Source organism: Kitasatospora sp. GP30 (assembly GCF_029892145.1).
GTDB lineage: Bacteria > Actinomycetota > Actinomycetes > Streptomycetales > Streptomycetaceae > Kitasatospora > Kitasatospora acidiphila.
Map to the genome: position 1 here is coordinate 22,429 of NZ_JARZAH010000058.1, position 11,639 is coordinate 34,067.

Genomic DNA, 11,639 nt, shown 5'->3' on the forward strand with positions numbered 1-11,639 from the left:
AGTCGCCGAAAATTCGCCGGATCATTGGCCCCGGGGAATTTTGCCGAGCGTGGTGAGAATGCCATATTGGACGACGTGCACTTCGGGAGGGTGGGCAGGGCGGCCCGCGCCGACCGGCCGGTCGCACTGCCCGGGTGTGGCGCCCGAAGGCCGGCGTCGCCGGCCGCGTTCCGTCGCGGCCGCCTGCCTGGTCGTGGGCGGTCTCACAGATTCAGTCGGCAGGAGACCGTCTTGGTACCGTCGGGGTGGATGCGGCAGGCCCATGAATCTGACAGGTGCTCGACCAGGAGCAGTCCGCGGCCGTTCTCCCGGTCGCTGGTGGCCCGGCGTGGCCGCGGGACGATCGTTGATCGGTCCCGCACGCCGATCGAGAGCGACCGCTGATCGTGCCAGACCGTGACCTTGATCCACTGCTCGTCGCCGGCGTGCTGGATCGCGTTGGTCACCAGCTCGCTGGTCAGGAGTTCGGCGATTTCGCTGAGTCGGGTGAGCTTCCAGAACCCGAGAACCGCTTTGACCGTGTGGCGAACGGACCCGACGCTCTGGGGCTCCGGCAGTACGAACACCATGATGCGTCGGCCTCGCCAGTCGTAGGCGTCCACACCCGGCAACTCTATGGAGGTCACAGCCGCTCCTTGGTCCACTCGGTCGGCCAAGCCGATATCCCGTTCTTGGTGTTGCGGCAACACCGGGTCGCTCTGAGGTGCTGACAGAGGCTCATGCTTCTTCCCCCGACGGTCTGGTGTCAGCGGGGGTCCGCTGCGCTGTGCGGGGGCCGACGACGGTGGCGGTCGCTTCGCTGCCGCCGGGGGCGGGTGCTTCATCGGTGGTCAGGCTCAGGCCTGTGTGTTGGGCGAGACCATCGGCGAGGGCGGCCAGTGTGGGATGGCAGGACACGAAGTCGCTGGTGAGGCGGATGCCGAGCGAGGACTCCAGGCGGGTGCGCAGCTCGATGCGGAGCAGGGAGTCGAATCCGAGGGCGCTCAGGGGGGTCTGCGGGTCCAGGGTGCTGGTTCCCAGCCGGAGCACGGTACGGATGTGGTCGGCCAGGTAGTCCTCGAGGATCGTGCGGCGGGCGAGGCCGGGTTCTGCGGCTTGCAGCTCGCGTCGGATGTCGTGCCCCGTGTCCCGGCCGGCAGTTGGTGCGGGGGCGTCAGGCGTGAGGAGGGCGAAGAGGGAGGACGCCCGGCCGGCCGGAGGAATCCAGGTGTCCGGCGGTCCGGGGATGACACCGGTGCGCACGCGGTGGTGGGTCAGGAGCGCGGCGAGGGCCTCGAGTCCTTCCGCGGTGGGGATGGTCTGGTAGCCGCGGGCCGCGAAGTCGGTGGCGACTCCGGTCTCGCCCCAGGGCCCCCAGTTCACGGCCAGTGTGGGCTGGCCCGTGCCCGTGCGCCAGGTGGCGAACGCGTCGAGCCAGGCGTTGGCCGCCGAGTAGGCGCCCTGACCGGGGTTGCCGAACAGGGATGCCATGGATGAGTACAGGACGAACCAGTCAAGGGAAAGTTGGGCGGTGGCCTGGTGGAGGCGCCAGGCACCGGTGGCCTTGGGGTGCCAGATCCGTTCGAGCTGGTCGTCGGTGACGTTGGTGACCGCGGCGTCGTCGAGGACCATCGCGGCGTGGATGACGCCGCGCAGCGTTCCGCCGTCAGCGGTGGCTTCGGCCACCAGCAGCTCGGCGATGCCGGGCTCGGCGATGTCGCCGAGGACGACGCTCACGCGGGTTCCTGCGTCGCGCAGTGCGGCGAGGGTGCGCTCGGTGTCTTCGGAGGGCGGGGTCCGCCCGTTGAGGACGAGATGGGCGGCGCCTTGGGCGGCGAGCCAGCGGGCGGTGGCGAGGCCGACCCCCCGCAGGCCGCCGGTGATGAGGTAGGCGCTGTTCGGCCGGACCGGCGAGGGCTTCTCATCCGGGCGGGCCGTGGTGTAGCCGTCGCTGGGGATGGTGAGGACGAGTTTGCCGATGTGGCCGGCGCCGGCCATGAGGCGGAAGGCGTCGGCGGCCTGCTCGAACGGGTATGTGCGGTAGGGCAGTTCGGCGAGGGTGCCGCACTGGAACTCGGTGAGGACCTCGCGCATCAGCTCGGCGAAGGCGTCGGCGCGGTTCTGCTGAAGCTCGATGAGGTCGACCGCTGCCATGGTGATGTTGTGACGCAGGGGTGCCAGGCCGAGTGGGGTGTCGGCCAGGATGTCGCGCACACCGAGCTCGACGAACCGGCCGAAGGGGCGCAGGGTCTCGAGTCCGGCTCTGATGGCTGGTCCGGCGAGGGAATTGAGGACCACGTCCACCCCCTGGCCGTCGGTGGCGGTACGGGTCTGCTCGGCGAAGTCCAGCGAGCGGGAGTCCATGACGTGCCGGATGCCCATCGCGCGGAGGTAGCGGCGCTTCTCCTCGCTGCCGGCGGTGGCGTACACCTCGGCGCCCAGGCGCTGGGCGACGGCGACGGCGGCCAAGCCGGTTCCGCCACTGGCGCTGTGGATGAGGACGCGCTCGCCGGCAGTGAGCCGGGCGACGTGGCGCAGGGCGTACCAGGCGGTGAGGTAGGCGATGGGGATCGCGGCTGCGGCTTCGGTGGGGATTCCGGTCGGGAGGGGGGCGACTGCGGCGGCGGGCACGGTGGTGAAGGTGGTGAACAGGCCGCCGCGCAGGTCGACGACGAGGACGCTGTCGCCGGGGCAGAGGTGTTTGACGTCGGGTCCGACGGAGGTGACCACGCCGGTGGCCTCGAAGCCGATCCGGTAGCCGGCCTCGTCGTCGGTCGCGAGCATGCCCATGGTGGTGAGGACGTCGCGGAAGTTCACCCCGACGGCGTGCAGGCGTACTTCGACCTCTCCGGGCCCGGGGCCGCGTCGTGGGGTGGTGGTCAGGCGCAGGCCGTCGAGGTCGCCGAATCGTGCGGCGTGCAGCTGGATGCGGTCGGTGCCGTAGTGGACGGGGCGGGTGGTGGCGGTGGTGCGTTCGGCGTCGGTCAGCGGCATGTAGGTGAGGTGGGCGGCGTAGCGGGTGGCGCGGCGCAGGGCGATCTCGTCCTCGGCTGGGTCGCAGAGGAGTTCGGCTGCTAGGTGATGGAGGTCGGCGTCGGTGGAGTCGGTGTCGATGAGGGTCGCTCGCAGCTCCGGGTGCTCGTGGGTCAGGACGCGTACAAGGCCGCGCAGGGCGCTTTGGGCGGGGTCGGCGGGTTGCCCGGGTTCCGGGCCGTGGGCGCTGCAGGTGACGGTGTACAAGCGGGGGGAGGTGGGGTGTGCGATCGCGCTCTGGGCGGTGGCGAGCAGGCGGCGCGTGCGACGCAGGGCTGTCGCGTCGATGTCGTCGTCGGGTGCGGGTGGCGCGCACAGGAGGACCACTGCCGATGCGGCCGAGGCGTCCAGGTGGGCGGCGATGGCCTGCTGGAGGTCTGGGAGGGTCGCGGCGTCGACGGGGAGGTCGAGGATGTCGCTGGAGGCGCCGGCTTGACGAAGAGCGGCGGCCAGGGTTCGAGCCGATCCGTCCGCTTCGCCTATGAGGAGCCAGTGGCCTGTACCGGCCGGCGTGGTGCCTTCGGAGCGTGGGGCCGGGCGCCAGCGGGTCTCGAGGAACCAGCGATCAGGGGCCTTGTCGGCGAGTGCGCCGTTGTGCAGGAAGCTCAGTGCGTCGATCTCGACGAGCAGGTGGCCGGCCTCGTCCAGCAGTTGGACGTCTCCGGTGATGCTGTCACCGGCGATGCGGGTGATCTGTGCATGGGCGTAGTGGGCCGTTTCCGGGTCGCCGAGGAGCCGCAGGGCGTCTGCGTGGATGGGCAGCACGAGGCCGTGATCCTGTTCGTCGATCAGGCTGGTGACGACGAGTTGGGCGCACAGGTCCAGGAGAACCGGGTGGATCCGCAGGCCGTGGTGGGCGGTGCGGGCGGGGGCCGGGAGGGTCACGCGGGCCCAGAAGCTGTCGCCTCGGGTGGAGGTGTGCAGGTCGGTGATGCCGTTGAAGGCTGGGCCGTGTTCGAGGCCACGGGCGCGCAGGCCGGTGTAGAGGGCGTGCGGGTCCAGGGCGACGGGGTGGTCGGCGGCGAGCTCGGCGATGGGCCGTTGCAGTGGTTGGAAGGCGGCGTCGGTGCCGCGCAGGACGGCGGTGGCCTGGCGTACCCAGGTTCCGTCCTTGTTCAGACTGAAGATCTCGCAGTCGGCCCGGTCAGCGCTGTGATGGGTGACGGTCGTGCTGATGGGGGTGCGGGCGTCCAGGTGCAGCAGTTCGCGGAAGTGGATGTCGGTGACTTCGACCGCGGGGTGGTGGAGGGTGTCGTCGGCGACGGTGAGGGCCAGGGCGCAGTAACCGGCGCCGGGCATGACCGGCTGGCCGTGGACCCGGTGGTCGGCCATCCAGGGCAGGCTCTCGGTGCCGGCGTCGGCGTGCCAGGTGTGGCGCGGTGGGGTGCCGGGCACGTCCGTGCGCGTTCCCGGCAGGGTGGCGGCCGCGTCCTCCGGGCAGCGCGGAGCGGCCTGGGGCGGGGCGGTGTCGGTCCAGTGAGGCCGGCGGTCGAAGGTGAGCGGGGGAACGTCGGTCAGCCGGCCATTGGCGTAGAGGCGGGACCAGTCGATGGCGACTCCCGCGCAGTGCAGGGCGGCGAGCTGGGTGCGGAAGGTGGTGGGCTCGTCTTCCTTCTTGCGCAGGGTCGGCAGGATGACGGGGTCGTGGAGCAGGCCGGTGAGGTTCTGGGCGATGGGGTGGGTGACGACGGGTTGAGGGGAGATCTCGACGTACACCTGGTGGCGGTCGGCAGCCGCGGCGGCGACGGCGGAGGAGAAACGGACGGGGCGGCGGAGGTTGGCGCACCAGTAGGCGGCGTCGAACAGCGGGGTGTCACGGGGGTTGTCGAGGACGGTGGAGTAGAACGGGATGGCGGGCTGGTGGGGGGTCAGCTCGGCGAGGGCGGTGGTGAGGTCGGCGAGGAGCGGGTCGACCTGGGGGCAGTGCGAGGCGACGTCGACATCGATCATGCGGGCCGTGATTCCGCGGGCCTGCCAGGTGGTGGTCAGCCGGCGTACCTCGCCCGCCGTGCCGGCGACGACGGTCGAGTCGGGCGCGGCGATGACCGCCACGGACACGCCGTCGGCTCTGATGGCGGCGAGTTCGGCCTCGATGGTCGCGCTGTCGAGGCCGATGCTGGCCATGGCGCCGGTGCCGGCGATGCGGGTGAGGAGGGCGGACCGCCGGCAGATGACGCGCACGCCGTCGGCCAGGCTGAGGGCGCCGGCTATGACCGCGGCTGCGACCTCGCCCATGGAGTGGCCGATGACGGCGGCCGGTTCGACTCCGTGGTCGCGCCAGGCCGCCGCCAGGGCGACCTGCATGGCGAACAGCGCGGGCTGTACCTGGCCGCAGCCGCTGATGTGCCGGCGGTCGCGGACGGCCTGGAGGACGGAGAATCCGGCCTCCGTCTCGATCAGTGCGTCGGCCTCGGCCAGGGCGTCGGCGAAGGCCCGCTCGTGGTGGAGCAGGTCATGTCCCATGCCCTGCCACTGCGATCCTTGGCCGGAGAACACCCACACGGGGCGGCGGCTGACGCCCGCGCCCACGTGGCCACGCACGACGCCCGGGTGGGCGCGGCCCGCCTCGAAGAAACGCAGGGCATGGGTCAGCTCGCGGCGGGAGCCGGCCACCACGCCGAGCCGGCCACGGCCCGGGGAGCGGCGCATGGCGAGGGTGTGGGCGATGTCGTGCAGGAGTGCGCCGGTGTTCTCGTTCTCCAGCCAGTCGGCCAGACGTGCCGCGGCTGCGGGCAGGGCGTCCGCGGAGCCTGCGGCGAGGAGAAGCACTTCCGGCGGTGCGATGCGCTGGACCGGCCGGTCCGCGGTGGGGGCCGCGGGTGGCTGGGGTGGCACGGCATCGATGGCGACCGTGTTCGGCAGCTTGCGGGGGCCGGGGAGGGCGGCGGCGCAGGTGCGGGTTGGTGCCTGTTCGAGGACGACGTGCGCGTTGGTCCCGGAGAAGCCGAACGAGGAGACGGCTGCCAGGCGTGATCCGGTCTGGGTGGGCCAGGGGTTGAGTTCGGTGGGGACGAACAGGCGGGTGCCTTCGGCGGTGATGGTGGGGTTCCACCGGGTGAAGTGCAGGTTGGGCGGGATGAGCCCGCGCTGGAGGCAGAGCACGGTCTTGATGAGGCCGATGACTCCGGCGGCGGGCTCCAGGTGTCCGACGTTCGTCTTCACCGAGCCCAGTGCGCAGCGCCCTTGGCCCAGGCCGTAGACCGCGGCGACGCTGGAGAACTCGACGGGATCGCCGACGGGTGTGCCGGTGCCGTGCGTCTCCACCAGGCCCAGCTCGCGGGGATCGGTGCCGGCCCGGTCGAGGGCCTGGTGGTAGAGGGCTTTCTGAGCTTCGACGGAGGGCGAGGCCAGCACGTCGGAGCGGCCGTCCTGGTTGACGGCCGAGCCTCGGACGAGTGCGAGGATGCGGTCGTCGTCGCGCAGCGCGTCGGCCAGGCGCTTGAGGACGACGACGCCGCAGCCCTCGCCTCGGACGAAGCCGTCTGCGGCCGCGTCGAAGGTCCGGCAGCGGCCGGTGGGCGAAAGCATTCCCATGCGGGCGAAGGACATCGTGGTTCTGGTTCCGAGCATGAGGGTGACGCCACCGGCCAGGGCGAGGTCGCACTCCTCGTTGCGCAGCGCCTGGCAGGCCAGGTGTAGGGCGACGAGCGAGGAGGAGCAAGCGGTGTCCAGCGCGACGCACGGGCCCTGCAGGCCCAGCAGGTAGGAGATGCGGCCTGCGGCCACGCAGTGGCCGTTCGTGAGGATCGCGCCCTCCAGTTCGGCGGGCTGGCCGGCGAGGGACTCCATGTAGTCGGTGTAGCTCAGGCCCGAGAAGAGTCCGGTGGCGGTGCCGGCGAGCTTCTCGGGCGGGAGACCGGCGTGTTCGAGCGCCTCCCAGGTGACCTCTAGCAGCAGCCGGTGCTGGGGGTCCAGAACGTCGGCTTCCTTGCCCGAGACGCCGAAGAAGTCGGCGTCGAATCCGGCGACGTCGCGCAGGAAGCCTCCCCAACGCGGCATCCGGGTAGCCACCTGGACCGGGGCTGCGGGTGTACGGCCCACCGGCGGTCCGCTGATCGCGTCCCGGCCGGCCTCGAGCAGCCGCCACAGGGCGCTGGGCGAGTCGATGTCGCTGGGCAGGCGGCATCCCATGCCGACGATGGCGATCTGCGGATCAGCGACTCTCAGGCTGCGTGCGTGGTCCATCAGAAGGTCTCCTACGCGCTGGCGCGGGGTGGGTTAAGGGTGCCGGGTGGTCGGCGCGGTCAGTCGGCGTCGGAGCTGCCGAGCAGGATGGCGCTCTTGACGCCGCCGATCTGGTAGTTGCAGGTGAGCGCGTAGTCGAGTTCCACGTGCCGGGTGTGGGTGCCGGGCACGGGGTCGAAGCAGATGTTGTCGGCCGGCTCCTCGCAGTTCGCGGTGGGGCACACCTCGTCCTGCTCGATCATCAGGAGGGTCAGGGCGACGCCCAGGGCGCCGGCTGGGGCGCCGTTGTGACCGAAACAGGCTTCCTGGGAGGTCATCAGGAGGTCGCCGACCGCGTCGCCGTAGAGCTGCTGGACGGCGTTCGCTTCGAAGGCGGTCACGACGACGTCGCCGTCGCTGCCGCCGTGGATGTAGGGGATCTGGCCGATGTCCCACCGGTCGCCGAGGCACTTGCGGATGGCGGCGACGAGCGAGGCCCCGCTCTGGTCGCTGGCCAGTGGGTTGGACAGGCCGTCGCGGGTCATGCCGTGCGAGAGGACCTGGCCGTAGGTGTGGGCTCCGCGGCGCTGGGCGCGGTCGCGGCTCTCCAGGACCACGGTCACCGACCCCTCCCCGTGGTTCACGCAGTCGGCCCGCCGGTCGTAGGGCCGCATGACGCGGTCGAAGGCCGGCAGGAGTTCGGGCATCCCGTCGACGCGGATGGAGTCGTAGGTGCGCTGGGCGCCGTGGAGCAGACGCTGGACGTTCTGGATGACGTCCACGCTGAAGACGTCGACGCCGGTGACGATGGCAAGGTCGACGTCCCCGTCGGCGATCATGCGTCGGGCGTTGCCGATCTGGACGGCCGAGGAGGCGCAGCCGCAGGAGACGGTGAAGCAAGGTCCGGTGGTGCGCATCAGCGCCCCCTGGACGAGGGCCACGTCGGAGGGGGTGAGTGCCTGCTGGCCCCGGACGAACAGCTCCATCGCCTGGTGCGGGGTGGTGGTGCTGGCGTCGGCGTGCAGGACTTCGAGGTAGCTGGAGATGTTGGCGTCGATCCCGCCACGTCCGACCAGGACCGCGGCGTCGGTGAGGTCCCCGTCGCGGATGCTCAGTTCAGCGTCCGCGCAGGCCTCGACGAGCGAAACCAACCCGAAGCGGTGGGCGTTGGTGTAGTGCCGGGAGAAGATGCCGGGCAGCTCGGGCAGGCGCTCGGCGAAGGCCTCGTCCGACAGGTCGACGGAGCCGTAGTAGACGCCGTGGTGCTTGAGGGCCGACCAGCCGTTGGAGGCCAGCTCCCAGACCTCGCCCGCGGTGAACAGCGGCTGTTCCACGCCCGGTAGGCAGAAGCCGAGGCCCGTGACCATGGTGTCCCGCTCCCGGTCGCCTCCCGGGCGGCCGCCGAACGGCCCGCTCACGAGGCACGCCCCCGCGGGCGCGGCGAATATCCGGTCTGTGCCGGTGTGTGAAGGTCGCTGATCACTGCTCACCTCGGAATCTGTGGGGGTGGTGCGGATCGGCGCCGTGGGGGTAGCGCCAGTGGGGTAGGGCGCCCGCAGCAGGGCGCGAGCCGTGACGGCCTGGATCCGGCCGTCGGGTCTGCGCTCGAGCAGCACATGGGCTGCGGGTTCGGCCGGTGTGACTGCGGAGTAGTCGGTGGTGCGCGCAGTGGTGCGGGACCGACCGGCGCTACTCGGCAACCGCAGTTCGGTACAGCCACTGGTAGACGGGCACGGGGCCTTCCCCGAAATCCCTTAGCTCGTGCGTGAACTCGAAGTGCTCATAGCCGTTCCAGCGCGGGATTTTCAACCGATCTTCCGGGCCTTCGAATTCCACTTCCCGGACACCGGAAAGATCACTCGGACCGCCCCTGAGAAAGACGAGCAGGCAGCGTGGCATGACACTCACCATGTCCAGTCGAGACACCTGGAAATTACGCGCTTGATCAGAACGGTTTGCGCACGCTTTGAATACCCGAAGCTAGGTCGGTCAACCCACCCCAGCCATGCTTGACAGCGCATGAAGCGAGTCGGGGGCGCACACTTCTTCTGTGAACATCGATCCACTTGAAGGGCTCGCGAAAAGCTCATGACAGCCATTGAAAAATCACAATAGCTCGCAGCCGAAAACCCATCTTCAGAATAAGTAAGAGGAATTTGTGATGCTCACCCGATCTCGGCCAGGCGAGTCGATAGTAGCTGGTCAGAGCCGCGATGCGCGCCATTTTTCTTAGCATGTTTCCCCAGCTCGCCCATCACCTCCAGACGGCTACGGGCCAACAGGATCCGAAGCCGGCTCAGCTCTCGACCTTCTGCTCCAGCTCGGCCGCGGGCTGCCGGCGAGGCCATCCCGATCACCGTTCACCGACTGTCGCCAGATTTTCTTGATCAATATTTGGCGAGGTCGATAACGCTGCGTCAATGACAGCTGTCAACTAGTACTATCGCATCTCCGGCCATGCTCACCGATAACGGCCAGGCGCAGGCTGGAAATTCACTATCGGTTGCGCGCAACCGGGCGCCGTAAGGAATTGGAGCGCCCCGGTCAGGGCGAGTGCTTCGGCAGTTTGCGAATCACCTATTGCTGCCCCGAAGCTCTTGAACCTACTGTGAGGAAAACGCCGCGTCGACTCGGCCAATAACGGCTTGTGCGGTGTTCAGGAAAGAGGAAGCGAATGTCTCCGATTCTCCTCGCTCTCGTCCCCACGAGCGGTCCGACGACCGGGGGCAACCCCGTGCTCCTGATCGGCATGGGCCTGACCGGCGCCACTCAGGTCATGTTCGGCACCAGCCCCGCGACCAGCTTCACCGTCGACTTCGACGGTGCCATCACCGCCATCGCCCCGCCCGGTAGTGCCGGGAGCGCCCTGGTCACGGTCGTCACCCCCTCCGGGACCAGCAACGCGGCCACCTACACCTACCAGGAGGCCGCTGCGCCGGTCATCCTCGCGCTGGTGCCGCCGATCGGCCTGGCCACGGGCGGCATGCCGGTCCTGATCGTCGGCCACGGCCTGACCGGCGCCACGTCGGTCCTGTTCGGCAAGACCTCGGCGCTCAACGTCACCTCGCTGGGCGACGGCGCCATCCTGGCCATCTCCCCGCCCGGTACCGGGACCGTCCCGGTCACCGTGACCACCGGGGCCGGCACCAGCAACGGCGCCTCCTACACCTACCTGTAGGAGGGGCCCGACCCGCCGGTTCCACGGGCAGGACCGGCGGGATGACGGAAGTGGGCTCCGACAGCGGAAGCTGTCGGAGCCCACTTCTTGCGGTCCGCCCCGGCGACCCGGGGTCGCCGCTGTTCGTTCCGCGCTGCTGGGGGCGGTGAAGGCCGCCCCCAGCAGCGCACGCCTAGATCGTCGGCGGGGCGATGTAGGTGTAGGCGAGGCCGTTGCTGGTGCCGCCGGGGGTGGTGACGGTGACCGTCACCGTGCCGGAACCGGCCGGCGCGGTGGCGACCACGGAAGTGTCGGACACGACGGTGAAGGCGGCGGGCGTGCCTCCGAAGGAGACCGCGGTGGTGCCGCTCAGCCCCGACCCGCCCAGGGTGACCGCCGTCCCGCCCGAGGTCGGCCCCGTGGAGGGAACGATGCTCGTCAGGACCGGAACCGCCGCATAGGTGAAGGCCACTCCGTTGCTGGTCCCACCCGGCGTCGTCACCGTCACCTGCACCGTGCCCGAACCCGCCGGCACCGTCGCCGTGATCTGCGTCGACGACACCACCGTGAACGACGACGCGGGAACGGCACCGAAGAGGACCGCCGTCGCCTCCAGCAGATTGCTTCCCGTGATGGTGACAGTGGTTCCGCCGGCGACAGGCCCCTCGTCGGGCACGACCGCTGACAGCTGAGGGGCGCTCAGGTAGTAGTAGAGCACCGGGGAGCTGGTGCCGCCGGGGGTGGTGACGGTGACCTGAGCCGGGCCGGGGCTCCCGGCGGGCGCCGTGGCGGTGATCTGTGTCGACGACACCACGGTGAACGACGACGCGGGAACGGCACCGAAGAGGACCGCCGTCGCCCCGCTGAAGCCGCTGCCCGTCACCGTGACCGTGTTGCCCCCGGATGCCGGGCCCTGGTCCGGGGCGACCGAGGCCACCACCGGCGGGATGGCGTAGGTGTAGGCGAGGCCGTTGCTGGTGCCGCCGGGGGTGGTGACGGTGACCGTCACCGTGCCGGAACCGGCCGGCGCGGTGGCGACCACGGAAGTGTCGGACACGACGGTGAAGGCGGCGGGCGTGCCTCCGAAGGAGACCGCGGTGGTGCCGCTCAGCCCCGACCCGCCCAGGGTGACCGCCGTCCCGCCCGAGGTCGGCCCCGTGGAGGGAACGATGCTCGTCAGGACCGGAACCGCCGCATAGGTGAAGGCCACTCCGTTGCTGGTCCCACCCGGCGTCGTCACCGTCACCTGCACCGTGCCCGAACCCGCCGGCACCGTCGCCGTGATCTGCGTCGACGACACCACCGT

At 70.4% G+C, this 11,639-nt stretch carries 6 protein-coding genes; 1 reads left to right on the forward strand and 5 read right to left on the reverse strand.

The window, feature by feature from the left end:
* Window positions 1-203: 203 nt before the first annotated feature.
* The 4 genes from P3T35_RS38250 to P3T35_RS38265 form a co-directional block, all read right to left on the reverse strand.
* On the reverse strand, window positions 204-626 hold the full coding sequence (locus tag P3T35_RS38250) for an ATP-binding protein (RefSeq protein ID WP_180356930.1): 423 nt from the start codon (window positions 624-626) through the stop codon (window positions 204-206).
* A gap of 91 nt (window positions 627-717) precedes the next feature.
* A complete protein-coding gene (locus P3T35_RS38255) occupies window positions 718-7,197 on the reverse strand; it encodes a type I polyketide synthase (RefSeq protein WP_101385640.1) in 6,480 nt (2,159 codons plus the stop codon).
* 59 nt (window positions 7,198-7,256) lie between these two features.
* Window positions 7,257-8,543: a beta-ketoacyl synthase N-terminal-like domain-containing protein gene (locus P3T35_RS38260; RefSeq protein ID WP_180356932.1), complete on the reverse strand. Its 1,287-nt coding sequence runs from the start codon at window positions 8,541-8,543 to the stop codon at window positions 7,257-7,259.
* 322 nt (window positions 8,544-8,865) lie between these two features.
* Entirely contained in the window at window positions 8,866-9,075 is a 210-nt protein-coding gene (locus P3T35_RS38265) for a DUF5988 family protein (protein WP_101385651.1), read from the reverse strand.
* A 775-nt stretch (window positions 9,076-9,850) separates the two neighbouring features.
* Here P3T35_RS38265 and P3T35_RS38270 point away from each other — a divergent pair.
* Window positions 9,851-10,354, forward strand: coding sequence for an IPT/TIG domain-containing protein (locus P3T35_RS38270; RefSeq protein WP_101385639.1), 504 nt, complete (start codon window positions 9,851-9,853; stop codon window positions 10,352-10,354).
* A gap of 172 nt (window positions 10,355-10,526) precedes the next feature.
* On the opposite strand, the gene P3T35_RS38275 is transcribed toward P3T35_RS38270, so the two are convergent.
* Window positions 10,527-11,639 (reverse strand): IPT/TIG domain-containing protein (locus tag P3T35_RS38275; RefSeq protein ID WP_348533459.1); only part of this gene is annotated, 1,113 nt, incomplete at its 5' end.

What these genes read in the sequence shown, in the direction of transcription:
- P3T35_RS38255 (WP_101385640.1), bottom strand. Translation starts at nt 7,197, where the DNA reads ATGGACCACGCACGCAGCCTGAGAGTCGCTGATCCGCAGATCGCCATC.
- P3T35_RS38260 (WP_180356932.1), bottom strand. Translation starts at nt 8,543, where the DNA reads ATGGTCACGGGCCTCGGCTTCTGCCTACCGGGCGTGGAACAGCCGCTG.
- P3T35_RS38265 (WP_101385651.1), bottom strand. Translation starts at nt 9,075, where the DNA reads ATGCCACGCTGCCTGCTCGTCTTTCTCAGGGGCGGTCCGAGTGATCTT.
- P3T35_RS38270 (WP_101385639.1), top strand. Translation starts at nt 9,851, where the DNA reads ATGTCTCCGATTCTCCTCGCTCTCGTCCCCACGAGCGGTCCGACGACC.